This window comes from Novosphingobium sp. 32-60-15, assembly GCF_002280675.1.
In the GTDB taxonomy this organism is placed as follows: domain Bacteria; phylum Pseudomonadota; class Alphaproteobacteria; order Sphingomonadales; family Sphingomonadaceae; genus Novosphingobium.
Genome location: NZ_NCEN01000004.1, coordinates 226,524 through 251,604, shown reverse-complemented (window position 1 = coordinate 251,604; position 25,081 = coordinate 226,524). Strand labels below are relative to the sequence as shown.

General features: G+C 58.6%; 24 protein-coding genes. 16 read left to right on the top strand and 8 right to left on the bottom strand.

Features of this window, described 5'->3' with window-relative positions; translation table 11 throughout:
- Positions 1-144 precede the first annotated feature (144 nt).
- From sdhC to sdhA, 3 genes are read left to right on the top strand one after another with little or no spacing between them, the layout of a single operon-like run.
- Complete coding sequence (sdhC, locus tag B7Y89_RS05170) at positions 145-570, top strand: succinate dehydrogenase, cytochrome b556 subunit (RefSeq protein WP_292936370.1); 426 nt, start codon at positions 145-147, stop codon at positions 568-570.
- Between the two features lie 40 nt (positions 571-610).
- A complete protein-coding gene (gene sdhD / locus B7Y89_RS05165) occupies positions 611-994 on the top strand; it encodes a succinate dehydrogenase, hydrophobic membrane anchor protein (RefSeq protein ID WP_292936368.1) in 384 nt (127 codons plus the stop codon).
- Positions 995-997: 3 nt separating this feature from the next.
- A complete protein-coding gene (gene sdhA / locus B7Y89_RS05160; RefSeq protein WP_292936367.1) occupies positions 998-2,818 on the top strand; it encodes a succinate dehydrogenase flavoprotein subunit in 1,821 nt (606 codons plus the stop codon).
- A gap of 71 nt (positions 2,819-2,889) precedes the next feature.
- Here sdhA and B7Y89_RS05155 read toward each other — a convergent pair whose 3' ends face one another.
- Positions 2,890-3,462: a hypothetical protein gene (locus tag B7Y89_RS05155; protein WP_292936365.1), complete on the bottom strand. Its 573-nt coding sequence runs from the start codon at positions 3,460-3,462 to the stop codon at positions 2,890-2,892.
- Between the two features lie 159 nt (positions 3,463-3,621).
- Positions 3,622-4,479 carry a neutral zinc metallopeptidase gene (locus tag B7Y89_RS05150; protein WP_292936363.1) on the bottom strand — a complete coding sequence of 286 codons (858 nt, stop codon included), beginning with the start codon at positions 4,477-4,479 and terminating at the stop codon, positions 3,622-3,624.
- 20 nt (positions 4,480-4,499) lie between these two features.
- On the opposite strand from B7Y89_RS05150, the gene B7Y89_RS05145 reads away from it, so the two are divergent.
- The 5 genes from B7Y89_RS05145 to B7Y89_RS05125 all read left to right on the top strand — a co-directional run bounded on the left by B7Y89_RS05145 (position 4,500) and on the right by B7Y89_RS05125 (position 10,073).
- Entirely contained in the window at positions 4,500-5,132 is a 633-nt protein-coding gene (locus B7Y89_RS05145; protein WP_292936526.1) for a 3-hydroxybutyrate dehydrogenase, read from the top strand.
- A gap of 115 nt (positions 5,133-5,247) precedes the next feature.
- Positions 5,248-6,753: a M28 family peptidase gene (locus B7Y89_RS05140; RefSeq protein ID WP_292936361.1), complete on the top strand. Its 1,506-nt coding sequence runs from the start codon at positions 5,248-5,250 to the stop codon at positions 6,751-6,753.
- Positions 6,754-6,844: 91 nt separating this feature from the next.
- Positions 6,845-8,302 carry an IMP dehydrogenase gene (gene guaB / locus B7Y89_RS05135; protein ID WP_292936359.1) on the top strand — a complete coding sequence of 486 codons (1,458 nt, stop codon included), beginning with the start codon at positions 6,845-6,847 and terminating at the stop codon, positions 8,300-8,302.
- A 25-nt stretch (positions 8,303-8,327) separates the two neighbouring features.
- On the top strand, positions 8,328-9,515 hold the full coding sequence (locus B7Y89_RS05130; protein ID WP_292936357.1) for an RsmB/NOP family class I SAM-dependent RNA methyltransferase: 1,188 nt from the start codon (positions 8,328-8,330) through the stop codon (positions 9,513-9,515).
- A 54-nt stretch (positions 9,516-9,569) separates the two neighbouring features.
- Positions 9,570-10,073: a tetratricopeptide repeat protein gene (locus tag B7Y89_RS05125; protein WP_292936355.1), complete on the top strand. Its 504-nt coding sequence runs from the start codon at positions 9,570-9,572 to the stop codon at positions 10,071-10,073.
- A 15-nt stretch (positions 10,074-10,088) separates the two neighbouring features.
- On the opposite strand, the gene B7Y89_RS05120 is transcribed toward B7Y89_RS05125, so the two are convergent.
- On the bottom strand, positions 10,089-10,574 hold the full coding sequence (locus B7Y89_RS05120; protein WP_292936353.1) for an RNA pyrophosphohydrolase: 486 nt from the start codon (positions 10,572-10,574) through the stop codon (positions 10,089-10,091).
- Entirely contained in the window at positions 10,571-11,524 is a 954-nt protein-coding gene (locus B7Y89_RS05115) for an alpha/beta hydrolase (protein ID WP_292936352.1), read from the bottom strand. The genes B7Y89_RS05120 and B7Y89_RS05115 overlap by 4 nt, the downstream gene beginning before the upstream one ends.
- A 224-nt stretch (positions 11,525-11,748) precedes the next feature.
- Here B7Y89_RS05115 and B7Y89_RS05110 point away from each other — a divergent pair, with 224 nt between their 5' ends.
- From B7Y89_RS05110 to B7Y89_RS05100, 3 genes are read left to right on the top strand one after another with little or no spacing between them, the layout of a single operon-like run.
- Positions 11,749-13,632: a 2-oxoacid:acceptor oxidoreductase subunit alpha gene (locus B7Y89_RS05110; protein WP_292936350.1), complete on the top strand. Its 1,884-nt coding sequence runs from the start codon at positions 11,749-11,751 to the stop codon at positions 13,630-13,632.
- Positions 13,633-13,644: 12 nt separating this feature from the next.
- Positions 13,645-14,700 (top strand): 2-oxoacid:ferredoxin oxidoreductase subunit beta, encoded by a 1,056-nt coding sequence (locus B7Y89_RS05105; protein WP_292936348.1) that lies wholly within the window; start codon positions 13,645-13,647, stop codon positions 14,698-14,700.
- A 34-nt stretch (positions 14,701-14,734) separates the two neighbouring features.
- Complete coding sequence (locus tag B7Y89_RS05100; RefSeq protein WP_292936525.1) at positions 14,735-15,673, top strand: metal-dependent hydrolase; 939 nt, start codon at positions 14,735-14,737, stop codon at positions 15,671-15,673.
- Here the strand turns inward: B7Y89_RS05100 and B7Y89_RS05095 are convergent.
- Entirely contained in the window at positions 15,670-16,287 is a 618-nt protein-coding gene (locus B7Y89_RS05095; protein WP_292936347.1) for a phosphatase PAP2 family protein, read from the bottom strand. The two genes, B7Y89_RS05100 and B7Y89_RS05095, sit on opposite strands and share 4 nt — an antisense overlap.
- A 185-nt stretch (positions 16,288-16,472) precedes the next feature.
- Between B7Y89_RS05095 and B7Y89_RS05090 the strand changes: the two genes are divergently transcribed.
- Positions 16,473-17,849, top strand: a complete 1,377-nt coding sequence (locus B7Y89_RS05090) for a deoxyribodipyrimidine photo-lyase (RefSeq protein WP_292936345.1) — start codon at positions 16,473-16,475, stop codon at positions 17,847-17,849.
- 37 nt (positions 17,850-17,886) lie between these two features.
- Entirely contained in the window at positions 17,887-19,158 is a 1,272-nt protein-coding gene (locus B7Y89_RS05085; RefSeq protein WP_292936343.1) for a cyclopropane-fatty-acyl-phospholipid synthase family protein, read from the top strand.
- On the opposite strand, the gene B7Y89_RS05080 is transcribed toward B7Y89_RS05085, so the two are convergent.
- The 3 genes from B7Y89_RS05080 to purF form a co-directional block, all read right to left on the bottom strand.
- Entirely contained in the window at positions 19,145-19,504 is a 360-nt protein-coding gene (locus tag B7Y89_RS05080) for a PilZ domain-containing protein (protein WP_292936342.1), read from the bottom strand. The genes B7Y89_RS05085 and B7Y89_RS05080 overlap by 14 nt on opposite strands.
- 92 nt (positions 19,505-19,596) lie before the next feature.
- Positions 19,597-20,316, bottom strand: a complete 720-nt coding sequence (locus B7Y89_RS05075; RefSeq protein ID WP_292936341.1) for an SDR family NAD(P)-dependent oxidoreductase — start codon at positions 20,314-20,316, stop codon at positions 19,597-19,599.
- Positions 20,317-21,807, bottom strand: coding sequence for an amidophosphoribosyltransferase (gene purF, locus B7Y89_RS05070; RefSeq protein WP_292936339.1), 1,491 nt, complete (start codon positions 21,805-21,807; stop codon positions 20,317-20,319). It abuts the gene before it with no gap.
- 257 nt (positions 21,808-22,064) lie between these two features.
- Between purF and B7Y89_RS05065 the strand changes: the two genes are divergently transcribed.
- The 3 genes from B7Y89_RS05065 to B7Y89_RS05055 all read left to right on the top strand — a co-directional run bounded on the left by B7Y89_RS05065 (position 22,065) and on the right by B7Y89_RS05055 (position 25,074).
- Positions 22,065-23,024: an MASE1 domain-containing protein gene (locus tag B7Y89_RS05065; RefSeq protein WP_292936337.1), complete on the top strand. Its 960-nt coding sequence runs from the start codon at positions 22,065-22,067 to the stop codon at positions 23,022-23,024.
- Positions 23,025-23,147: 123 nt separating this feature from the next.
- On the top strand, positions 23,148-24,389 hold the full coding sequence (locus B7Y89_RS05060) for a lipoprotein-releasing ABC transporter permease subunit (protein WP_292936336.1): 1,242 nt from the start codon (positions 23,148-23,150) through the stop codon (positions 24,387-24,389).
- Complete coding sequence (locus B7Y89_RS05055; protein WP_292936334.1) at positions 24,382-25,074, top strand: ABC transporter ATP-binding protein; 693 nt, start codon at positions 24,382-24,384, stop codon at positions 25,072-25,074. The genes B7Y89_RS05060 and B7Y89_RS05055 overlap by 8 nt, the downstream gene beginning before the upstream one ends.
- The last annotated feature ends 7 nt before the right edge of the window (positions 25,075-25,081 follow it).

Genomic DNA, 25,081 nt, shown 5'->3' with positions numbered 1-25,081 from the left:
TAGGGGGCAGCGCAAGCCCGCGCAACGGTGTGTCCTTATTTACATCTCTCGCGCGCTTGCACGGTCGATCATTTCGACTAATACGAATCGCATCCCGATTGCGGCCTGTTTCGCAATCTTTGTTGACTTCAAGGGGGTTTGTTCATGGCGCAGGCGCGCAAAGCACGGCCGATTTCGCCGCATCTCCAGATTTGGCGCTGGGGTCCGGCCATGCTGGTTTCGATCCTGCACCGCGTCACCGGCAACGGTTTGGCCTTCGCAGGCCTCGGTTTGCTGCTGTGGTGGATCGGTGCATTGGCAAGCGGTCCGGAAAGCTACCAGTCGTTCCTGGACTACACCTGGACCGGCGCGGGCGACGGTTTGCAAGCTGTAACCGCGATCTTTGGCAAGGTTGTGTTGATCGGTCTGACGTGGGCATTCTTTCAGCATGCGGCTTCGGGCATTCGCCACCTGATCCTCGATATCGGGGCGGGTTACGAACTTGAAGCCAACTCGCGTTGGTCGGTCATTACGATTGCTTTCTCGGCAATCGCTACCATCCTGCTCTGGGCCTTCCTGCTGCTGCGCTAAGCGCCGGTGGGATTTGGCACTCTTATAGAGGCATCACCTAATGGGTAACGGCACCTCAATCGGTCGCGTACGCGGCCTCGGTTCAAGCCATCAAGGCACACACCACTGGCTCACTTCGCGTTTGACGGCGGTGGGTAACCTGGTCCTGATCACTTTCCTGATCGTCAGCCTCTTGCTGCTGCCTGACTATGCTTACGCTACAGTACGCGGTTGGGTGGCACGGCCGCTGCCCTCGATCGCGCTGATCCTGATCATGATCAATACCTTCACCCATGCACGTATGGGCGTTCAGGTCATGCTCGAGGATTATATCCACTCAGAAGGTGGCAAGATCGCCGCCTGGCTGCTGGTCAACATCGTACCGTTCGTAGCCGCCGCATTCGGCGTGTTCTCGGTCCTTCGTATCGCCTTGGGAGGCGCATAAATCATGGCTTCCAGTTCAACTCAGCCTGCCTACAAGATCATTGACCACACCTACGACACTGTCGTCGTCGGTGCTGGCGGATCGGGCCTGCGCGCAACGATGGGTTCGGCTCAGGCTGGCCTGCGCACCGCTTGCATAACCAAGGTCTTCCCGACCCGCTCCCACACCGTTGCAGCGCAGGGCGGTATCGCAGCCTCGCTTGGCAACAACAGCCCGGACCACTGGACCTGGCACATGTACGACACCGTCAAGGGGTCGGACTGGCTGGGCGATCAGGATGCGATCGAATACATGGTGCGCGAAGCACCCGCTGCGGTCTATGAACTTGAGCACGCAGGCGTTCCTTTCAGCCGCAACGCTGAAGGCACGATTTACCAGCGTCCGTTCGGCGGCCACATGCAGAACATGGGTGAAGGCCCGCCGGTCCAGCGTACTTGCGCTGCGGCTGACCGTACCGGCCACGCCATGCTTCACGCGCTGTATCAGCAAAGCCTGAAGTACGATGCAGACTTCTTCATCGAATACTTCGCCATTGACCTGATCATGGAAAACGGCGTGTGCCGTGGCGTTATCGCGCTGTGCATGGACGATGGTTCGATCCACCGCTTCCGTGGCCATGCTGTCGTTCTGGCAACGGGCGGTTATGGCCGTTCTTACTTCACGGCAACATCGGCGCACACATGCACCGGCGACGGTGGCGGCATGGTGCTGCGCGCTGGTCTGCCGCTGCAGGACATGGAATTCGTGCAATTCCACCCGACCGGCATCTACGGTGCAGGCGTGCTGATCACCGAAGGCGCGCGTGGCGAGGGTGGTTATTTGACCAACTCCGAGGGCGAACGCTTCATGGAGCGTTATGCTCCATCGGCCAAAGACCTCGCCTCGCGTGATGTTGTTTCGCGTTCGATGGCGCTGGAAATCCGCGAAGGTCGCGGCGTTGGTCCGCACAAGGACCACATCTTCCTGCACCTCGATCATATTGACCAGAACGTTCTGGCAGAACGCCTTCCGGGCATTACCGAAAGCGGCAAGATATTTGCCGGTGTCGACCTGACCCGCCAGCCGCTGCCTGTGGTGCCAACCGTGCATTACAACATGGGCGGCATTCCGTGCAATTATCATGGCGAAGTCGTGACAATCGGTGCCGACGGCAATCCTGAAACGATCATTCCGGGCCTCTTTGCCGTTGGTGAAGCTGCTTGCGTTTCGGTCCACGGCGCCAACCGTCTGGGTTCGAACTCGTTGATCGACCTTGTCGTGTTCGGTCGTGCAACCGGCCTGCGCCTGAAGGAATTGATCAAGCCCGGTACGGCTCACGCTTCCTTGCCAAAGGATAGCGCCGATCTGGCACTCGGTCGCCTCGATCACTTCCGTCACGCGAAGGGTGGCTCGCCCACTGCAGAAGTGCGCACGGAAATGCAGCGAACCATGTCCATGCATGCCGCTGTGTTCCGCACCGACGAACTGATGGCAGAAGGCAAGGTCAAGCTGGCCGATACCTACAAGCGGATGGAAGACATCAACGTGTCGGACAGCTCGCTGATCTGGAACACCGATCTGGTCGAAACACTGGAACTCGATAACCTGATCAGCCAGGCTGCCGTGACCATGCATTCCGCGCACAACCGCAAGGAAAGCCGTGGCGCACATGCGCACGAAGATTTCCCTGATCGCAACGATGCTGAATGGATGAAGCACACCGCAGCCTGGTTCAATGGCTGGGGCGGCAAAGGTGGCGAGATCAAGATCGATTACCGCCCGGTCCACGAATACACGCTGACCGACGATGTAGAGTACATCAAGCCCAAGAAGCGCGTATACTAAAATCAAACCGGGCGCTTTGGCGTCAGGATGTAAGAGCTTGCGCCGGGATTGTGATCCCGGCGTTTTGCTTTCTAATTAGCTGATTGCACGACGGGGCGGGCTTCAAACTTCACCGGTTTGTCCTTGTCATCTTTCGAAGCTTTGGACTTCTCGTCATCAGATTTGCGGTTGTCCGATTTGCTGTTTTTTTCGGCAGCTCCGGCAGCGTCACGATTGGCCCACAGTTTCGTTGAATCTGCCATACTTGCGCTGCGAGCCGGGTATTTGCAGCCCCGTTGTTGGCCAACACCTTTCAGGAAAGCGCGGCGCACCGAGCCTGCGTAGATTGCTTCGTTCCACATGCGCTCTTGGCCGCCGGCTCCGCTCAATTCGCGGATAACCCCGCCGAACGGAATGAGCGAACGGACCAAGGATTTGGCAACACTGCCAACACTGACTTTTGCGCCACCATCGTCCCGGGCGATGTCGATATCATCGCCCAATACTGCATCAAGCTGCGCAATCTCCGTCGAAATCGCCGTGCACCGCGTCATCCCGGCCAGATTATAGGGCTTTTCGCGGGCTGTGATCAGGACTGCGGGCACTTCATCCTTCTTGAGGTTGAAGTCGCTGAGCGGCGTGGTGGCAACATCGCTTGCAGACACGCGGTCTTGCGCAACGGCTGTTTGGGCAGACGCTGGTGCGGCAAAAATATATGCGCCACAAAGCAGTGCGAACCGAAGAGTCTTTGTAAAAGTCATAGATGCCCCTTTACGTAATAGAAGCATCACCAAGCTCTTCGGTTCCGGTTAGACGCCGAATTCTTATTTGAACGTGTCGCACTGGTCCTCGTCTGCTGTCTCTATGCCGGTCTGCAGCCATTGCTTGCGCTGTGCGGCGCTGCCGTGAGTGAAGGCGTCTTCAACAGGGCGACGACCGGCAGCTTTCATCAAGGTATCATCCCCGATCTGGTGCGCTGCGCGCATGCCTTCTTCAATGTCGCCCGGTTCGATCCGGTCACGATTGCGGCCTGCCCATACTCCAGCATAGCAATCGGCCTGCAATTCCAGTGCCACGGACAGACGGTTGGCCTCGCTCGGGCTGCGCTGTTGCAGTTGGCGCACTTGGGTTGATGTGCCGAGCACGTTCTGGATATGGTGGCCATACTCATGCGCCATGACATAGACCCGCGCAAAATCGCCGCCTGCGCCCATGCGTTGGTCCATCTCGGCAAAGAAATCGGTGTCGATATAGATACCATTATCAGCGGGGCAGTAGAACGGACCCATCGCGCTCTGTGCGGCGCCGCATCCTGAATTGCCGGCCTGCGAATAGAACGTCAGCTTTGGTGGTTCGAAGGCAATGTTGGCCTGGGCGAACAATGGCTGCCAGGTCTTGTTGAGCGATGACAGCGCATTGCAGCTTTCGCGGCTGAATTCATTGACCGAGCAGCTTTCTTCCAATGTCGTGCCGCCTTGCTGTTGGGCCGGCGCGCTAACTTGGGATTGTTGCAACGTACCCAGCATTTGCGCGGGATCCACACCAAACACCAGCGCTGCTATCAGCGCTATTACAATTGAACCGCAGCCCAGCTTTCCGCCGCCGCCCATCGGGAAGCGCCCGCCACCACCGCCACGCTGGTCTTCGACATTAATGGAGTTATCAAAATCGTCGAGCCGCATGCATTGCCCCTTCAATCATTATTGCGACTGGACAAGCGCGGCTAAGCCCGCGATGCCAGATACATCTTCTTACTCACACAGAAGCGATGATAGCGGCTGCGCTGGCAGAATTTGGCGCGATTGATATCCTTATCAACAACGCCGGAATGCAACACGTCGCGCCGGTTGAAGAATTTCCGGTCGAAAAGTGGGATGCGATCATTGCGCTGAACCTGACTTCGGCGTTCGATGCTTGCCGTCTGGCGATTCCCGGCATGAAGCAGAAAGGTTGGGGGCGCATTATTTTCACTGCTTCTGCGCACTCGCTTACAGCGTCACCGTTCAAGTCGGCTTATGTCTCGGCCAAGCACGGCATTGCAGGGCTGGCCAAGACGCTGGCACTGGAATTGGCAACGCATGGCGTTACCGCAAACTGCATCAGCCCCGGATATGTCTGGACGCCGCTGGTCGAGAACCAGATCCCCGATACGATGAAAGCCCGCGGGATGACGCGCGAGCAGGTGATCAACGATGTGATGCTGGTGCGCCAACCGACCAAAGAGTTTGTTCAGCCCGAGGATCTGGCGGCGTTGGCGCTGTTCCTGTGCCGACATGAGGCGCGGAATATTACAGGCGCCAATTACAACATGGATGGCGGTTGGGTGGCCGAATAAGGGGCGGCCAGCCAATTTTGTAAAGTTCTGTTCATGCGTGCGGGTCCATTGGGAACTTGCGCGTCATTCCTGGTTTTGAGAACAAGGGATCACGACAAAGCGTTTGGGGACAGCGATGAAGCGTGCAGGGGGCTGGCGGAATGCAGTGACGGGTGCGCTGGCTATCAGCGCGCTTGCGCTTGTCGCCGCCAAACCTGCGCCCAAAAAGCCGTCGCCGCTTGAACTGTCCCTGAAAGCCCACGTCGAAACACTGGCGAGCGACGAATTTGAAGGGCGCGAACCCGGTACCGAGGGCGAGACCAAGACACTGCGCTATCTGGCGCGGCAGTGGTTTGATATCGGCATGGAGGCCGGAACCAACATTCCGGGCAGCGGGTGGTTTGCGCCGGTCGATCTTGTGGAACGTGAACCTGTCATGTCCCGCGCGAGCTTTACGCGCGGTCGCAAACGGTTACCCTTGCCTGAAGGCAGCGTTTTCGTCGTGACATCAGGCTTGCGCAGTCTGGTGCAGGATGCGCCCATGCTGTTTGTCGGCCACGCCACCATGCCGGTCATGCCGCGTGCAGAATTGGCCGGGCGGGTGGCCGTCATGCTTGATAGCCTGCCTGCTGGCACTGATCCGCAAAAAGTGGGTGACCGTGCGGGATTGCTGCTCGATGCCGGTGCTTTGGCCGTGATTACCATACTTGATGGCGAACGCGGGCTGGAAGACGTAATCGCGCGGCGCAATCGCGCAGGCTACGCGATTGCCGGCGATACGATTGGTGATGAAATCGAGGCGTTCATGTCCGTTGCAACGGCGGACATGCTGCTTGCCGGATCGTCGCATGGCACCATTGCCAAGCTGCGTGCCGAAGCTGACGGTGTGCAATTTGCGCCTTATGCACTGGGCATCAACAGCACTTTCGAGGCGACCAGCCGTGAAACGCGGATAAGAACACACAACCTGATCGGACGGATTCCCGGTCGCTCTCCTTCTGCTGGTGCAGTCCTGATGATGGCGCACTGGGATCACTTTGGCGAATGTGCGCAAGCACCCGCGGAGGACCTGATCTGCAACGGTGCGATTGATAATGCATCCGGTCTCGCTGTGGTGACCGAGGCTGCACGCATTTTGGCGAAGGGCCGCCCGATGGACCGTGATGTCTATATTGTGGCCACAACGGGCGAAGAGCTTGGCCTGCTAGGGGCTATGGCCTTTGCTGAAAACCCGCCAATCCCGCTTGACAGTATCGTGGCCGCTTTCAACGTGGACAGTACGGGGCTGGTCCCACCCGGAAGTCCGATCGGCATTGTGGGCAAGGGGTTAACCCCGCTTGATCCCTTGATTGGCGACGTCGCGCGCCGAATGAAGCGCAAGCTTGCTCCGGGCAATGGTCCCAACGCTTACATCAAGCGGCAAGATAGCTGGGCCTTGATGCAGCATGATGTGCCTGCAGTGATGGTCAGCAGCAGCTACGGCGATATGGAGCGGATCGAACGCTTCATGGAGGATACCTACCACCGCCCCTTGGATCAGGCTGGGGCGGGGATCAATTACGCCGGAATGGCAGATGACGTTGCTTTACAAGTAGAACTTGTCCGCACATTTGCAGATATCAAGCGCTATCCCGCGCGCTGACCATCACGACGCCAAACCCCCTAGCCGAACCGGCCTATCCTGTTTACATGGGCCGCCACGAATCCCCGGACACAAAGAAGTGGCACCCCTCATGGATATCCCTCTCGGCCTTACTTTCGACGACGTCTTGTTGCGTCCTGCCGAGTCGGATCTTGTCCCGTCACAAGCCGACACGCGCACCCGTCTTACAAAGACGATCGGGCTGAATATTCCCATCATTTCGTCTGCAATGGACACCGTGACCGAAGCCGACATGGCGATTGTCATGGCGCAGCTTGGCGGTATCGGCGTGCTGCACCGCAATCTTTCGATTGAAGAGCAGTGCGCGGCCGTCCGCGCCGTAAAGCGTTTCGAAAGCGGCATGGTCGTCAACCCGATCACCATTTCGCCTGATGCGACGCTTGGCGAAGCCAACGCCATCATGCGCGCCAACAAGATCAGCGGCATCCCCGTGGTTGAAACTTCGGGCAAGCTGGTGGGCATCCTGACCAATCGTGACGTGCGCTTTGCCGATAATCCGATGCAGCCCGTGCGCGAATTGATGACGCATGAAAATCTTGCGACCGTGCCTTTGGGCGCGAGCGGCGATGACGCACGCCGCCTGCTGCATCAACGCCGGATCGAGAAATTGCTGGTGGTCGATGATGCATTTCATTGCATCGGTCTGATCACGGTGAAGGACATCGAAAAAGCCGTCACTTTCCCCGATGCTACCAAGGATGCCACTGGCCGCCTGCGCGCCGCTGCGGCCACGACGACAGGCGATAAAGGCCTCGAACGCACCCGTGCTCTGATCGACGCGGAATGCGACGTGATCATCATCGACACGGCACATGGCCATAACCGTGACGTTGCGCGCGCGGTCGAAGCGGCCAAGAAGCTCTCAAATTCCATTCAGGTTATCGCAGGCAACGTCGCAACTGCTGAAGCGACGCGATCTTTGATCGATGCGGGCGCTGATGGCATCAAGGTTGGCATTGGCCCCGGATCGATCTGTACCACGCGCATCGTCGCCGGTGTCGGCGTGCCGCAGCTTACTGCCGTGATGGAATGCGCTGAAGAAGCTGAAAAATCAGGCGTTCCGGTGATTGCTGATGGCGGGTTGCGCACGTCTGGCGATGCAGCCAAGGCATTGGCGGCAGGCGCAAGCACGGTGATGATCGGATCAATGCTTGCGGGCACCGAAGAAGCGCCGGGCGAGACGTTCCTGTATCAGGGCCGCGCCTATAAGTCCTATCGCGGCATGGGTTCGGTCGGTGCGATGGCGCGCGGCAGTGCGGATCGCTATTTCCAGCAAGACATCAAGGACCAGATGAAGTTGGTTCCCGAAGGTATCGAAGGTCAGGTGCCGTTCAAGGGCCCGGCCAAGGATGTGGTTCACCAGTTGGTGGGCGGAATCAAGGCGGCGATGGGCTATACCGGCAGCGCCACGATCGAAGCTTTGCGCAAGCGTGCAAAGTTCGTTCGCATCACGAACGCTGGCCTGCGTGAAAGCCACGTTCACGACGTGACGATCACGCGCGAAGCACCGAACTACAAAGCGGGTTGAGCATCGCCCGGTTGAGCATCGTAAAGTGACGCCATCAGCGCGCGTACAAGCGGCGATTGATATCCTTGACGCGGTGATTGACGCCGCGCGAGGGCAGGGTGCTTCGGCGGACCGAATTGCCGCAGAATGGTTTCGGGCGCGGCGTTTCGTCGGCTCGAAAGACCGGCGCGCGATCCGCGATCTGGCATGGAACGCGATCAGGGTCTGTGGTGACGTGCCGGTAAATGGCAGGGCGGCAATGCTGCGCCTTGCCAAGGGCGACACCACTTTGACCGCCCTGTTCGATGGATCAACCTATGGACCGGCACTGATTTCCGCCGATGAACCTGTGGCCGAAGGCGGCATCGCGCCGGCTTGGCTGGTTGAACAGATGGCGGCGTCAGGGTTGGATGCAAACGAACAGGCGGCGCTTCTGGGCCGCGCTTCATTGGACCTGCGTGCCAATTCGTTAAAGATTGCCCGGGACGAATTGCGCGCGCGTTTGCCTGTTCAGGCAGAGCCAACCGCTGCGCCCGATGCCTTGCGTTTGCCTGCGGGCACGGCAGCGGAAAGCTGGCCTGAATTCGCCGAAGGTCTGTTCGAAATTCAGGACAGCGGCAGCCAGATTGCCTGCATGGCGCTCGGCGTGCAGCCCGGTGAAGCCGTGGTTGATCTATGCGCGGGCGCTGGCGGCAAAACGCTGGGCTTGGGGGCAGCCATGCGTAACACCGGAAAGCTGTTGGCTTGCGATATTGATCGTACCCGTCTTTCGCGTTTGCCCGATCGCGCTACGCGGTCTGGTGTTCTGGTTGAAACACGGCTGCTCAATCCCGGACGGGAACTGGAAGCTTTGACCGATTGGGCGGGCATGGCTGATGCGGTGATGATTGACGCGCCGTGTTCAGGCACCGGCACCTGGCGGCGCAATCCGGAAGCGCGGTGGCGGCTCGATGCCAAGGCACTCGCTCGCTATCACGCGATGCAGGCCAATGTTCTGGACATCGGGGCAGCGCTGGTGCGTCCCGGTGGAAGGCTCACTTATGTGGTGTGTTCGTTACTGGACGCCGAAGGTGCCGGACGGATTGCCGCGTTTCTGGATGCGAATGACGAATGGTCAGTGGCCTTGCCGGAACTTCCCGCAGGTCGTCCGCACGGCAAGGGCTGGCGACTCACACCCTTTAGGGATGGGACTGACGGGTTTTTCTTCGCAACACTCATCCGCCGTGTTAATTGAATACTCATGCAGGCGGGTTCATTCAGTGGTAGTCGTCGGCTCAAGGAGTGCTTGATGCGTTACGCCCCTGTTGCAGTTGCCCTTTCGCTTGTCGTTGCCATGACCGGCAGCATGGGCTCTGCCAAAGGAACGGTTGAAAATCCCCGTGCCGCAACACTTGTCAAAGATGGCCGTGCCTCTTTGGCCAAAGGCGACGTCGGCGCAGCCACTGACAATTTTGAGGCTGCACTTGCCATTGACCCCGGCAGCGCGGCACCGTTGATCGGTCTTGCCGAAGCTGCCCGTCGCGATGGTCTGCAGGGCAAGGCTATTCGTTACTATCGTCAGGCCCTTGACCGTGATCCCAACAACGTCGTCGCCATTTCTGGCGAAGGCGGGGCTATGGTTGAAAAGGGCGCTTTGGAAAAAGCCCGCCGCAATCTTACCCGGCTTGAGGGTTTGTGCGGCAAGGGCTGCACCGAGACAGCTGACCTTGCCGCTGCGATTGCGCGTGGCCCTGCACCGCGCGTGGTATCCGCCGAAGCGGTGAAGCCTGATCCAAAAATCGAAACCAACTAAGCTGGTTCTGCTCCGTCAGATCAACTCGCGGAACTCTTCGACAATCTGCCGGTAGACGCGCTTTTTGAAGGGCACGATCAGATCAGGCAGAAGTTCTGGTTCAACCCAGCGCCATTCGTTGAATTCGGGATGTTCGTGCGCGTCAATCCGGATATCTGTATCTTCGCCTGCAAAGCGTAGCAGCAGCCACTTCTGGCGTTGCCCGCGATATTTTCCGCCCCACAACCGGCCCAACAGTTCGTCGGGCAGATCATAGAAGTGTTCATCGCGGCTTTCGGCGATGATCGTGACAAGCTCGGCTGAAACGCCCGTTTCCTCGGCCAGTTCACGGAAGGCGGCGGGGTGGAGATCCTCGCCGTCGTCAATCCCGCCTTGCGGCATTTGCCAGGCGTCGCCTTCCTTGTTGTCGATCCGCTTGCCCACGAACACGAGGCCCGAGGCATTGACCAGCATGATTCCGACACAAGGGCGATAAGGCAGCCCGGCAACTTGATCGTTCATTTTGACCTTTCCAGCAGCAGCCTGACGGCCGCAAAGATGGATTGCATATCTTGCTGCGCGCTTGGCAACGCCTTGCGCAACTGCGTGAAGCCGTGAATCGTTCCCTTCATTTCAAGGAAAACGACCTCTGCGCCAGCGCGCACCAGTTCTGCACCATAGATCCGCCCGCTATCGCGAATCGGGTCCAAGCCTGCCGTCACCAGCACCGTTGGCGGTGTCTTCGTATGATCGCCATAGAGCGGGTAGGCGCGTTTGTCGCCATCTACTGCGCGATAGGAATCAGCGAACCATGCCATGGTCTGTGCGGTGAGCAGAAATCCTTCCGCAAAATCAAGGAATGATCGGTGATCGGGCTTGTCATCAGACAAAGGATAGATCGGCACTTGTAGCACGACCGGCACGGCAGCTGGCGCATCGCCCAGCGCCTGGGTGACGACAATGGTCAGATTGCCGCCTGCGGAATCACCCATCGGGATCAGCCCGGTAATTTCCCGCCCCAATTGTGCCGAATTTGCAGCAATCCAGCGTGCAGCAGCTTCGCAGTCATCAGGGGCTGCTGGGAATGGATGTTCCGGCGCGAGGCGATAATCCACCGCGATGACCGGCAAATCGAGTTCTGCCGCGATTTCCGTGCAAAGACTATGATGGCTTTCAAGATCGCCGATGACGAAGCCGCCGCCGTGCATGAAAACGACGGCAGGTCCGGCATCGCGGTTTTCGCGTGCATCATAAAGGCGCAACGCAATGTCGCCCGCAGGGCCCGGGCAAGCAAGATCGCGGATGACGGCCAGCGCGCGCGGGGGCTGTTCGGCAATGGCTCCCATGGCGGTATAGCTGGCGCGGGCCATGTCCAGGCCCATCTCATGCATCGGCGGGGCATTTGTAGAATTCAGGAAATCGAGAAACACTTTCACATCGGGGCGAACAAAATGCGCAAGGGTGTCAGACATGGTCTCTCCTCATTCCATCAACGGGAATCGCTACTTTCAAAGGGGTAGGTTCCCGAATGCAACTTGACTAGCGCGCCGTGATTGAAACACCATGCCATTGGCAATTTTTTTATCGCAGGAGTTTTTCTTCTTTGCGATTGGATCGAGAGCGGCATAGGCGCTGATTTCATTGAAATGCGCTTATGGGCGTGGGGGCAATCCCGGCGCACGCATCAGAGGACGATATGGCGACAGTAGTTGATGGACCGGACGCGTTGACGGGTGGCAAGGAAGACTTGAGCCCCGAAGCAGTGGTCGTGCGTTTTGCCGGTGACTCAGGCGATGGTATGCAGTTGACCGGAGGACAGTTTACGCTGTCCACCGCACTTGCAGGCAATGATCTGGCGACATTCCCCGATTTTCCGGCAGAAATCCGCGCGCCGCAGGGCACGTTGTTCGGTGTTTCGGCCTTCCAGATCAACTTCGGTTCATCCGCGATTGATACTGCAGGTGATCAGCCCGATGTGCTCGTGGCGATGAACCCGGCGGCGCTGAAAACGAATGTCGGAGCGTTGAAGGCCGGTGGCCTGATCATCGCTGACGCTGGTGAATTCAACAAGCGTAACCTTGAGAAAGCCAAGTACGACGTCAACCCGTTGGAAGACGGCAGCCTTGAAAACTGGCAACTGCTGGCTTTCGACATTTCGGCGATGACGCTGCAAGCCGTGAAGCCGTTCGGCCTTGGCAACAAGGAAGCGCTGCGTTGCAAGAACATGTGGACGCTTGGCCTTGCGCTGTGGATGTTTGACCGCGACCGGCAGCCCTTGATCGATTGGCTCAACGCCAAGTTCGCCAAAAGCCCGGTGCTGGCGCAAGCGAATGTCGCGGCGCTCAATGCAGGCCACGCTTATGGCGAGACGGCAGAACTCGCCGGACCGCTCAAGCAGTATCACATCGCCCCGGCCGAAAGCGAACCGGGCCTCTATCGCACCGTTACGGGCGCTGAGGCTATCAGCCTGGGTCTGGTGGCAGGCGCGCAATTGGCTGAATTGCCGATGTTCTTTGGCGGCTATCCGATCACGCCCGCATCAGCGATCCTGCACAACCTGACCAAGCTGAAGGAATATGGCGTCACCACATTCCAGGCTGAAGACGAGATTGCAGCAATTGCTTCGGCCATCGGCGCAAGCTTTGCCGGACAGTTGGGCGTAACGTCATCTTCAGGCCCCGGCATCGCGCTGAAGGGGGAGGCGATGGGCCTTGCCATCATGACCGAACTTCCATTGGTTATCATCAATTCGCAGCGTGGCGGGCCATCAACGGGTCTGCCGACCAAGACCGAACAATCCGACCTTTATCAGGCGATCTATGGCCGCAATGGTGATGCACCGATGCCGGTGATCGCCGCGCGTTCTGCCTCTGACTGCTTTGAAGTGGCGATTGAGGCCTGCCGTATTGCTGTCGAATACATGACGCCCGTTATGGTCCTGACCGATGGCTACATCGCCAACGCGGCAGAACCGTGGAAAGTCCCTGATCCTGCCAGCTTCACGCCGTTCCCGGCCAAATTCCTTGCCGAGAAGAACGGGCCCAATGGCGAATTACTGCCGTTTGCGCGTGATGAAAAGGGTGCGCGTCCATGGATCAAGCCGGGCACACCGGGCCTGATGCACCGGATTGGCGGGATCGAAAAGAACCCCGGCACCGGCAACATCGATTACAGTCCGGCCAGCCACCAGACCATGACCGATGCCCGCAAGGCCAAGGTTGATGGCGTTGCCGCCAGCATTCCGGCGCAGGCGGTTGAACTGGGTGAAACCTCGGGCAAGCTGGCGGTTGTCGGTTGGGGCAGCACATACGGCCCGATCCATCAGGCCGTGGGCCGTGCGCGTCGCAAAGGGCAGGACGTGGCGCAAATCCATGTCCGCCACGTCTGGCCGATGCCGTCCAACCTTGGCGAATTGCTCAAGGGCTATGACAAGGTGCTGGTGCCCGAAATGAACACCGGCCAGTTCAAGACCGTGCTGCGCGACCAGTTCCTGGTTGACGCCAAGCCACTTAACAAGACCAGCGGCCAACCCTTTACCATCGCGGAAATCGAAGCCGCGATTGATGAAGCTCTGGCTTAAGGGGATATAGACATGAACGACATGACTCCCATCGCCAAGGTCCAGACCTCGCTGAAGGACTGGGAAACCGATCAGGAAGTACGCTGGTGCCCGGGCTGCGGGGATTACGCAATTCTCAAGGCCGTGCAGCGCACCTTGCCTGAAATCGGCGCTGATCCGTCGAACACCGTGTTCGTCTCGGGCATCGGCTGCTCAAGCCGTTTCCCCTATTACATTGAAAGCTATGGCTTCCACACGATCCACGGTCGCGCGCCGGCCTTTGCCACGGGCGTGAAGCTGGCCAATCCGGACCTCGATGTCTGGATTGTAACCGGTGACGGTGACGGCATGTCGATCGGCGGAAATCACACGATGCACATCCTGCGCCGCAATGTGAATGTGCAGATTCTTCTGTTCAATAACGAGATTTACGGCCTGACCAAAGGCCAGTTCTCGCCGACCAGCCGTGAGGGCACCAACAGCCCGACGTCGCCCTTGGGTTCGGTCGATCATCCCGCCAGCCCTTGCGCTTTTGCGTTGGGTTCAGGCGCGCGGTTTATCGCCCGTGCTTATGATGTGTCCAAGAACCTAAGCGGTGTGTTGAAGGCATCCCACGCCCACAAGGGGGCGGCGTTTGTGGAAATCTTCCAGAACTGCATCGTCTATAACAAAGACCGCTTCGATGATTTCGTCGCCAAGGGCGTGGCGGATCAGAACCAGCTTTGGGTCGAAGATGGCCAGCCGATGCTGTTCGGCAGCGAAAAGTCGGGCGGGATCAAGGGCATTGCGCTTGATATGGAAACGCTCAGCCTGAAAGTCGTCGATGTGATCGATGGCGATTGGCAGGCAGCGGGCGTCATCGTCCACAACGCCCGCAACCGCGCGATTGCGCACATGCTGGTGGAAATGCCGTTCGGCCCGTTCCCGATGGCGCTGGGCGTAATCTATGACGATCCGCGCCCGACGTACGAAGAAGTGCTGCTTGGCCAGGACGCCAAATCGCGCGTCGGCAAAGAAGCAAATCTCGCCAAACTGCTCGCCAAAGGCCAGACGTGGACCGTCAGTGGCACGGCGGCTGACCCGATTTAAGTAATAACACCGCACGGCTGACGGGGATTGGCGTCTGGATAACCTGACACACAGCCTCGTCGGTTGGGCGCTGGCCGAGACAGGCCTGAAGCATCGTACACGCAAAGGATTGGCTGCCTGCATATTGGCAGCAAATATGCCTGATATCGATGTGTTTTTCGGATGGGCGCCTTGGGCACCGCTGGCGATGCATCGCGGCTTTACGCACGGGCTGATCGGCGGTGTCGTGGTTTTGCCGCCAGTGCTGGCAGCAATGCTTTGGCTGCTGGACCGTTGGCAGCTAAGCGGCGGCAAGATTGCGCAAAGCGCGCCACCGATGCGCTTTGGCTGGTTGCTTGTGTTGTGCTGGTTGGGCGCGATCACACACCCGCTGCTTGATTTGCAGAACGTCTATGCGGTGCAATTGCTGTCTCCGGCAAGCGAACGCTGGTTCCACACTGACGGCTTGTTCATCGTGTCGCCGTGGCTTCTGGCGTTTCTGAGCGCTGGGATTTGGCGGACGCGAAAGCGTAAAGCGGGCCGCCCTGCCATTCTTGCTCTGGTCGCCGCGCTGGCTTTCATCCTTGGAAACATGGGGATCAGCGCGCTGGCATGGCGCGCTCCGTCGGCAGATGCACCATACGCAAGGCCAGATCGCATATTCGCTTCGCCCGAGCCCTTGCGTTTCTGGCGGCGTGATCTCGTGTGGCGGTCGGGCGGCGCGATCACGCATGCCCGGTTCGATCCCTTAATCAGTATGACGCGGTTGGCCGATTACGGCCCACCGGTTGCCGACAATATGAGCGTGCCTGTGGTCCAACGCGCAGCGATCGCCACACCCCAAGTGCGTGATTTCCTAGCGTGGTCACAAATGCCCACGGCGACAATATGGCGCAAGGGCTGCGAAATCACAGTGACATTCGGCGATGCGCGCTTCGCCGATCCTGTCATGGCAGGCGGCTTTCAAGAAACAGTGCGTTTGACCGACTGTTAACCAGCTGGCGCAGCCCCATCCAACGATTGCGCGACGGCTTTTGCGGGCCTTTGCAGCATGGCCACAGCCAGAAAAGCCCATCCAGCACCGCCCAACCAGCCTGCCATAACATCGCTGGGAAAATGAACGCCTAGCCACACGCGGCTGACCGCCACGCCCATGCTCAACACAATCGCCAGGCTGATAAGCGTCCACCGCACGGATCGCTTCGGGCTCATCGCGGCGAATGCCAAGGCAATCGCGATATAGACAACCGCCGCATTGAAGCTGTGCCCGCTGGGAAAGCTTTGTCCGCCAGCATCGGTCAAATGCGGCACGATCAGCGGGCGAGGGCGGCCTACTGCCAGTTTCACCAAGGTGTTGACGATCCAACCGCCCGCGATCGTCGCAGCCAGCAACACCGCCTCACGGCGAAGGCGCAGAAAGACAAGCGCCACAATCGCACCCAAGGCTATAAGGTTGCGCAAGAACACGCCGCCCAGTGCCGTCAAATCACGGACCGCTTCAAGCAGCCATTCAGGCCCTACGGGCAACAGCGTCGCACCTCGTCGCCAAAATAGCAGTCCGGCGCTATCAATGCCTTCGCTACGCCCGGTGAGCACTGCCGCCGTCACTACCGCAAATCCTGCCCAACACAACGCAGTTGCCATCAACGCGTGCGTGGGCGAAATACGCCAGTGATGCGCCCTTAGGGACAGGTGGTTATCGTTGGTGGAGTTCATCATTCGGATATTGGAACGGGCGACGGCTTGATGATGTTCCCTGTCAATCAAGCCAAACGCAACAGGAAAAACAGATCGTGACGTCGCTTGCTGGAGTTTCCCCGTCCATCGTGTGGTTTCGGCGCGATTTGCGTCTTGCCGATCAAGCCGCACTGGTCGCTGCTGCGGCAGAAGGCCCCGTCATCGCTGTTTATGTCCTTGATGATGAATTGGCAAAACATCACCGGATGGGTGGGGCCTCGCGTTGGTGGCTGCATCACAGCTTGGCCAGTCTTGATGCTTCGTTGCAAAAGCTCGGGTCGCGTCTGATCTTGCGCCGGGGCAAGTGCCATGAGGAATTGGCCGCGATCCGCCGCGAAACCGGCGCGCGGACAATCCATGCGCTGCATCATTACGAACCGTGGTGGCGCAATGCCGAACGGGCTGTGGCCAAGACGTTCACACTGGTGCTGCATGATGGCAATTACCTTGCGCCTGCGGGAACTGTTCTGACCGGCGGCGGGGCACCGTACAAGATCTATACGCCATTCTGGAACGCATTGCGCGACCGCATGCCGCCAGCACCGCCGATGCCCGCGCCGACACTGCTCGCGGCACCGGACGTTTGGCCCGCCAGCGACACCTTGAATGACTGGGATTTGCTGCCGACGAGGCCCGATTGGGCAGGCGGCTTTCGCGATGAATGGACGCCGGGAGAATCAGGGGCCTTGCGACGTCTTGACGACTTCGTCGATAGAGCCGCCCGCTACAGCGAATGCCGCAATCTGCCCTCGGTCGAAGGCACGTCGCGATTATCCCCGCATCTGCATTTTGGCGAAATTTCGCCAGCCATGATCTGGCCGCGCGTGGCTGATGCCGGTGGCACGGTCGACGTGTTCCTAAGCGAGTTGGGCTGGCGCGATTATGCGCAGAACGTGATCATGCAGTTCCCAGACTACGGCACGCGCAATGCCCGCGAAGCTTACGACCGGTTGCACTGGAGGGATGACCCCGAAGGACTGAAAGCGTGGCAACAAGGCAAAACAGGCTATCCCATTGTGGATGCCGGTATGCGCGAATTGTGGCACACCGGATGGATGCACAATCGCGTGCGGATGATCGCTGCGAGCTTTTTGGTGAAGCACCTGCTGATTGATTGGCGCGAGGGTGAGCGCTGGTTCTGGGACACGCTGGTTGATGCCGATTACGGATCAAACGCCGTGAATTGGCAATGGACTGCGGGGACAGGTGTTGACTCCAACATGTTCGTGCGGATCATGGCACCGCTAACGCAAAGTCCAAAATTTGACGCTGCGGAATACATCCGGCGTTGGGTGCCTGAACTGGCGCATTTGTCCGATGACAAGATCCACGATCCAGCCATTCCTCCCCGCGGTTATCCCGCCAAAATCATCGCGCACACCGAAGCGCGGGCGCGGGCTTTGGCTGCACATGATCTGATGAAGCACGCATGATCTTGCGCGATGTTGCGGGCCACCGCATAGGCCAATTATGAACGCACAGACGCCAATCAGGGGACGGCATCTGGTGGCAGGGGGACGGAACATTTCCGCCACCGGCCGCTGGGTTGCAAAGTTGTTTGCAGGATCGTTCAACACCGCGGTTGAGCGGATTGACCGGGGTCTGGTCAGCGGAACGATCCATGCCAAACTACCTGATGGATCATCGCGCACTGTCGGTGGCCGTGGCGAAGGGCCCACCGCTTATATCCATCTGAAAAGCTGGCATGCACTGGTCCGTTTGGCGACGGCAGGTTCCATTGGCTGGTATGAGGCGTGGGTCGCAGGTGAGTGGGACAGCCCCGACCCTGTGTTGATCTTTGATCTGTTCATGCGCAACGCCGATACACTGGGTGATACCGGCCGCGCGAAAGGACCGTGGCGCTGGGCTGGAAGGCTGCTCAACATCGCGCGCCGCAACTCCAAGGCACAGGCCCGGCGCAACATTGCGGCGCATTACGATCTCGGCAATGACTTTTATCGCCTGTGGCTTGATGAAACGATGAGCTATTCGAGCGCCTTGTGGGATGGGCTTCCGGACAATGCGTCGCTGGCACAAGCACAGGCCAACAAGGTTGACCGTCTGGGCGACAGGCTGGCGCTGAAGCCGGGAAGTCATGTTCTCGAAATTGGCTGCGGATGGGGCTACCTTGCGCGGCGGTTGGCCGAAACGTCGGGTGCGCGCGTGACCGGGATCAGTCTGTCCGACGAGCAACTGGATTGGGCACGGCGCGAACTGGCAACCTCGGGGCTGACCGGGATCGACTACCTGCATCAGGATTACCGCGATGTCGAAGGGCAGTTCGACGCCATTGCCAGCGTCGAAATGGTCGAAGCCGTGGGCCGCGAATATTGGCCGTCGTATTTTGATTGCCTTGCCCGCTGCCTCAAGCCGGGGGGCAGGGCAGCGTTGCAATACATCACCATCCGCGATGAATTGTTCGATGCCTATGCCGCCAGCGCCGACTTTATTCAGGCCTATGTTTTTCCCGGCGGCCTGCTGATCAGTGAGCGCGAATTCAAAGTGCTGGCTGCTGAACGCGGACTAAGTTGGGAGGACCAGCATGATTTTGGCCTCGATTATGCGCGCACGTTGAAGTTGTGGCGCGATGCGGTTGACCATGCGGTGGCAAGCAATGCTTTGCCAGCAGGCTTTGACCGCAAATTCATAGACTTGTGGCGTTATTATCTGATGTATTGTGAAGGCGGATTTCGCGGCGGCGGGATCAATGTCGCCCAGGTAACGCTCGTTAAACGTTCCTGAAAACGCCATCACCGCGAAAGCGGACCAGGATGTTGTCGTGAACAATCGGGCTGAGCAGTTTGTCAAAGGCACAGCCGACGCGGCCGCTGTCCCACCATACGACTTCGGCCAGCAATGATTCCATGTTGGGCAGGCTCAACCAGCACCGGTTTCCGGGATACATGCGGTGGACCGAGTTTGCACAGAACCCGGCCAGCGCCAGATCGACAACCACCGTATTGAAACCGCGTTCCCCCGATGGACGTAAGACCGCTGGAATATTCACGCGTTGGCGCGGGGCACAGCGATCCTCAAAGGCGGCTTGGCCGTAAGTCCCTACATTCCATTCAGTGTTGGTGGTGTTCATCAAACCACGCCCTTAAATCTGTCACTTTTTCCAGCAAGAGAAGCTTGCGGGATTGAGCTCAAGAATCGCCTAAGGGCATTAATTCTAAATTATTAAGCGTGGTTAACCCGTTCGCGGTGCGGACTGGCAAATTGTTCACCAAGAAGTGCCACGATCCGATCTGCCACCACTTCGGGAGGCTTCACGCTTGCCGGATCTTCGCCGGGGTACGCCTTGGCGCGCATCTTGGTGCGGGTTGCCCCCGGATCAAGCACGGCAACGCGAATTGCCGATGTATTGCGCGTTTCTTGCCCATAGCAATCAAGCAACACGTCAAACGCAGCCTTGGATGAACCATAAGCGGCCCAATAAGCCCTTGGGGATGCACCGACACTGCTGGTCACGCCAATCAGACGCGCGTCTTTGCTTTTGCGCAGCATGCCGTCAAAGCCTGCAAGCAGTGCTTGGGTGGCCAGCACATTCAGCGTCAAAGCATTGTTGAATTCGCGCGGATCAATTTGCCACACAGGGGTCAACGTGGGGAAAGCCGCTGCGTTGATTACCATGATATCGAGCGCATCCCAGCGGCCCGAAATTGCCGTGGCAAGCCGTGCGATGCCGTCTGCTTCGGCCAGATCAACCGGCGCAATCGTGGCACTGCCGCCTGCGTCGAAAATGTCCTGCTCGATCTTTTCAAGGTCTTTGGCTGCACGGGACACAAGGATCACGTGCGCGCCGGCTGCGGCCAATGCCTTGGCTGTTGCTGCACCGATGCCACGACTGGCGCCTGTAACCAGCGCCAATTGGCCAGCGAACGGACCCGCGCTGCTCATTTACGCGACCTTTTCGACCGCGAACGACAATTGTGCGGGGTTGTCCCGTTCACCAAGGTCCGTCAGGCGTGTGGGGTATTCGCCGCTGAAGCAAGCGTCGCAGTATTGCGGGCATGCGTTGTTGCGCTGTGCTTCGCCAACTGCGCGATAAAGGCCATCGATGGAAACGAAGGCAAGGCTATCGGCGTGGATGAAATCGGCCATGGCTTGTACATCCATACGCGCTGCCAGCAGCTTTGAGCGTTCAGGCGTGTCGACCCCGTAGAAGCACGAATGCTCGGTCGGGGGGCTGGCAATGCGCATGTGAACTTCAGCCGCACCGGCGTCCCGCATCATCTGTACGATCTTCAGGCTGGTCGTGCCGCGCACAATCGAATCATCAATCAGCACAATCCGCTTGCCCGCAACCAGCGCACGGTTGGCGTTATGCTTGCGCTTCACATCGGCGTTGCGCGCGCCATCCGAAGGCTGGATGAAAGTGCGGCCGACGTAGTGCGAACGAATGATGCCGAGCTCAAACGGAATGCCCGATTGCTGCGCATAGCCCAGCGCAGCAGGAACGCCGCTGTCGGGGACGGGGATCACGATATCAGCGTTTGCGGGGCTTTCGATTGCCAATTGCGCGCCGATTTCCTTGCGGACCTGATAGACCGAACGGCCACCCATGATCGAATCAGGACGGCTGAAATAGACGTGTTCAAAGATACAAGGGCGCGCTTCGGGCTTGCCGAACGGGCGGTGGCTACTCAGATTGCCGTCAAGATCGACCTGGACGAGTTCGCCCGGCTCAATCTCGCGCAGGAAATCTGCTCCAACCACGTCAAGCGCTACAGTTTCAGAAGCAAACACGACCGCATCGCCCATTTTGCCCATGACCAGCGGGCGAATGCCCAGTGGATCGCGGCAGGCAATCATGCCTTCGGGTGTCATGCAGATAAGCGAATAAGCGCCTTCTACCAGACGCAATGCATCGACAAAGCGGTCAAGCAGGGTGGGGTAGCGGCTTGTCGCCACAAGGTGAATGATCACCTCGGTATCGGAAGTGGATTGGAAGATCGCGCCTTTGCGAACCAGATCGCGCTTCAGGAACATCGCATTGGAAATGTTGCCGTTGTGCGCAATTGCAAACCCGCCCGAGGCAAGATCGGCAAACAGTGGCTGCACATTGCGCAGGCCCGCGCCACCAGTTGTGGAGTACCGCACGTGGCCCGAAGCCATCATTCCGGGCAATTCGGCAATCGCCGATCCGGTCGAAAAATTCGCCGCAACGTGGCCAATGCCCTTGCGCGAATAGAATTCCTGGCCATCGAAACTGGTGATACCAACCGCTTCTTGTCCGCGGTGCTGCAAAGCGTGAAGCCCTAAAGCCGCTGTCGCCGCAGCGTCACGTACGCCGAGTACGCCGAAGATGCCGCACTCCTCGCGCAGCTTGTCGTCATCGGAATCGATGTCCCACGGGGTTTCATCGCGAAATTCGTTCTGTGAAATCATGGGTCCTATGGACTCGCGTGGGCGCAAAAGCACCGGCCAACTTCTGGCGCCCAAATGACGACCTTTGCTCAGGATAGCAAGTGCAAGCTGCGCATGTCAGTGGGCAATGTGCCATGAATGGCGGCAAACGGTGCAAAATTGGGCGATATTGGCCAGTGCGAATGCGTGGCCTGATTGGGGGTTTCTGCTTTTAATATGGAACAACCACATCGTCGTTCTTGACAATACCTATCTGTTTTAAAGGCAAAATCTTAACCATGCGGCTCCACAATATGGGGATGCGCATATCTCGCTTCCTTTCCAGCCCCATCGGCGTTGCTTTGGTTTTCTTTGCTTTAGCAGCGCTGACTGTAAGCTTCGCGCGGTTCACCGGCGGTGTTGCGATGGTCTGGATTGCCGGTGCCCAATTGGCGGGGCGGTTGGTGACTATACCCGAACAGCGCTGGGGCCCCTGGTTGCTGGCGTGTTTGGTCGCCAGCGTTACGGCGACGGGTCTTTTCGGCTTTGGTTGGGCAGCATCAGTCCCTTTGGCTTTGATCAATATCGCCGAGGCTGCTGCGGCGGCAATGATAATGCGCAGGATAACACTCGCGTTTTGGCCGGACGAGACGCTTGAATGGGTCGCGGGATTTTATATCGGCATCGGCTTGATCATTCCGCTTGTCAGTGGTGCTTGTGCAGCAATGGTCGCAGGGGTCACTAACGATGCCCCTTTCCTTGAAAACTTCACGCATTGGATTATCGGCCATTCACTTGGCCTTATTACTTGCCTGCCCGTTTTCCGCTTTACGTATTCGCGATGGTCGCGCGGACGCAATTGCCTGCCGAATTCGGAAAGCTGGCCATTTGCCGCAATGGTCCTGGGAGGCTTCGCGCTGTTGACCACTGCGGTCTTCGTGCTCGATATGCGGGCTTTGCTGGTGTTTCCGCTGCTGTTTGTCGTCGTTGGCTCGGCCATGCTGGAAGAAGCGCTGATTGCCGCAATGCCTGTTGCCCTGATCCTGATCGGAGGTGCGTTGACCGCCTTCGAATTGGGGCCAATCGCGCTGATGGATGTGGCTTACGGCGATAGAATCCAGTTCTTCCAGCTTTATGTCGGCGTCACGGTGCTGGCAGCCTTGCCAATTTCTTGCGAAAGATCGCGCCGTTTGGCCGAACTGCGCCGCATGCGCGAACGGCTTGCCGAGTTGGAAGCGCTGGAACCATCGCCCTACTAGGCTCAAAGTCCAAATCATTTCGCTTCAAGCAGATTGCGGATAGCACAGCCATTGCCGTTTTTTGCGCCGCGCCCTACATCCGGGCAGGCCAATTAGGCTAACATCTTCCAAAAGGGCCTCTGCTTGATCCTCTCTCCGTTCGAATGGACCATTGCCAAGCGCTATATGATGCCTGGCCGAGGGGAGGCGTTTATTGCGCTGGTTGCCGGGATCAGTCTGGTCGCGGTGATGCTTGGCGTGGCTGCGCTAGTCATCGTGATGAGCGTGATGAACGGCTTTCGCGCTGAACTTCTGGACAAGATCGTCGGGCTGAACGGTCATGCAATCATTCAGGCCTACGGCGGCAGGCTCGATAACTGGCAGGAAATCCTCAAAAAGGTTGAGCGGACCGAGGGCGTCACCCATGCCTCGCCGCTGATCGAACAGCCGCTACTCGCCAGTTTTAACGGGCGGGTAGAAGCCATTCTCGTGCGCGGCAACACTGCTGGCGATATCAAGGACCTCGAAGCCAAGCGCGTCGACGGTGTGATTGGCGCGCTGCGGCCCGGTGCAAACAACGTTGCGCTGGGTGCGCGCCTCGCTGAAAACCTTGGCGCACGGGTGGGTGACACGATCACGATCATCAATCCGCAAGGCCGTTCCACCCCATTTGGCACCGTACCGCGAGAAATCGCCTATACCGTCTCGGCACTGTTCGAAATTGGTATCTACGACTACGATCAGGCCTATGTCGTCATGCCGATACAGGATGCGCAAACTCTGCTGCTCAGTGGTGATGCGATTGGCATGATCGAGGTGACCACGAAGAATGCCGATACTGTGATGGATACGCTCGGCCCGCTCAAACAGGAACTGGCGGGGCAAGCCGTTGTCACAGATTGGCGGACGATGAACGCCAGCTTGTTCGAGGCCTTGGCAGTTGAGCGGGTGGCGATGTTCGTCGTTCTTTCGATCATCGTGCTGGTGGCGGTGTTCAATATCCTGTCATCGCTGATCATGTTGGTGCGCGCCAAAACGCGGGACATTGCCATTTTGCGGACAATGGGCGCAACGCGCAAATCGTTGCTGAAAGTGTTTGTCACCATCGGCTTCGTGATCGGAGCGCTCGGCACACTTTCTGGTCTGCTGCTAGGCTTCATATTCCTGTTTTTCCGCCAACCGATCGTCAATGCCATTCAATTTGTGACCGGCCAGAATCTGTGGGATCCATCCATCCGGTTCCTCACCGAATTGCCAAGCCGGTCCGACCCTGTCGAGATTGCAACGATCAGCGTGATGGCGTTGTTGTTCAGCTTCCTCGCCACGCTTTACCCGGCGATGAAGGCGGCAAGCACGGATCCTGTTCAGGTGCTGCGTTATGAATGAACCGATTGTCCGTCTGCGTGATCTGCGCCGCTCTTTCAGTCAGGGTGGTGTGACGATTGACGTCTTGCGCGGGGTTAACCTTGAAATCCAGCCGGGCGAAATCGTTGCGCTGCTGGGTCCTTCGGGATCGGGCAAATCAACGATGCTCCAAGCCATCGGCCTGTTGGAAGGCGGCTTTTCAGGTTTGATCGAGATTGCCGGGACAGATGCATCAAAGCTTTCAGGCGATGATCGCACGGCCCTGCGCCGCGATCATTTGGGCTTTGTTTATCAGTTCCACCACTTGCTGGCAGATTTCAACGCGCTCGAAAACGTCGTTTTGCCGCAGCTTGTGGCAGGGACAGAACGGTCAACGGCTGATGTGCGGGCCACTGAATTGCTCAGCGCATTGGGACTTGGCCAACGGCTGGATCACCGACCAAGTCAGCTTTCGGGTGGTGAACAGCAGCGTGTCGCCGTGGCGCGTGCGCTGGCCAACCGGCCTGAGTTGGTTCTGGCCGATGAACCAACCGGCAACCTTGATGAAGCCACAGCTGATCGCGTGTTGGAGGAATTCCTCAAGCTGGTGCGCGGCGAGGGCAGTTCGGCTTTGATTGCGACGCACAACGAACGTCTGGCACTGCGCATGGATCGGGTGGTGCGCTTGCACGAAGGTGTGTTGCGGACAATTGGCGGCGGGGCATAATCGTTTA

Bases quoted from the DNA above. Each gene is read 5' to 3' on its own strand.
- sdhC (WP_292936370.1), top strand. From the start codon at position 145: ATGGCGCAGGCGCGCAAAGCACGGCCGATTTCGCCGCATCTCCAGATT.
- sdhD (WP_292936368.1), top strand. From the start codon at position 611: ATGGGTAACGGCACCTCAATCGGTCGCGTACGCGGCCTCGGTTCAAGC.
- sdhA (WP_292936367.1), top strand. From the start codon at position 998: ATGGCTTCCAGTTCAACTCAGCCTGCCTACAAGATCATTGACCACACC.
- B7Y89_RS05150 (WP_292936363.1), bottom strand. From the start codon at position 4,479: ATGCGGCTCGACGATTTTGATAACTCCATTAATGTCGAAGACCAGCGT.
- B7Y89_RS05140 (WP_292936361.1), top strand. From the start codon at position 5,248: ATGAAGCGTGCAGGGGGCTGGCGGAATGCAGTGACGGGTGCGCTGGCT.
- guaB (WP_292936359.1), top strand. From the start codon at position 6,845: ATGGATATCCCTCTCGGCCTTACTTTCGACGACGTCTTGTTGCGTCCT.
- B7Y89_RS05125 (WP_292936355.1), top strand. From the start codon at position 9,570: ATGCGTTACGCCCCTGTTGCAGTTGCCCTTTCGCTTGTCGTTGCCATG.
- B7Y89_RS05120 (WP_292936353.1), bottom strand. From the start codon at position 10,574: ATGAACGATCAAGTTGCCGGGCTGCCTTATCGCCCTTGTGTCGGAATC.
- B7Y89_RS05115 (WP_292936352.1), bottom strand. From the start codon at position 11,524: ATGTCTGACACCCTTGCGCATTTTGTTCGCCCCGATGTGAAAGTGTTT.
- B7Y89_RS05110 (WP_292936350.1), top strand. From the start codon at position 11,749: ATGGCGACAGTAGTTGATGGACCGGACGCGTTGACGGGTGGCAAGGAA.
- B7Y89_RS05105 (WP_292936348.1), top strand. From the start codon at position 13,645: ATGAACGACATGACTCCCATCGCCAAGGTCCAGACCTCGCTGAAGGAC.
- B7Y89_RS05085 (WP_292936343.1), top strand. From the start codon at position 17,887: ATGAACGCACAGACGCCAATCAGGGGACGGCATCTGGTGGCAGGGGGA.
- B7Y89_RS05080 (WP_292936342.1), bottom strand. From the start codon at position 19,504: ATGAACACCACCAACACTGAATGGAATGTAGGGACTTACGGCCAAGCC.
- B7Y89_RS05075 (WP_292936341.1), bottom strand. From the start codon at position 20,316: ATGAGCAGCGCGGGTCCGTTCGCTGGCCAATTGGCGCTGGTTACAGGC.
- purF (WP_292936339.1), bottom strand. From the start codon at position 21,807: ATGATTTCACAGAACGAATTTCGCGATGAAACCCCGTGGGACATCGAT.
- B7Y89_RS05065 (WP_292936337.1), top strand. From the start codon at position 22,065: ATGCGGCTCCACAATATGGGGATGCGCATATCTCGCTTCCTTTCCAGC.
- B7Y89_RS05055 (WP_292936334.1), top strand. From the start codon at position 24,382: ATGAATGAACCGATTGTCCGTCTGCGTGATCTGCGCCGCTCTTTCAGT.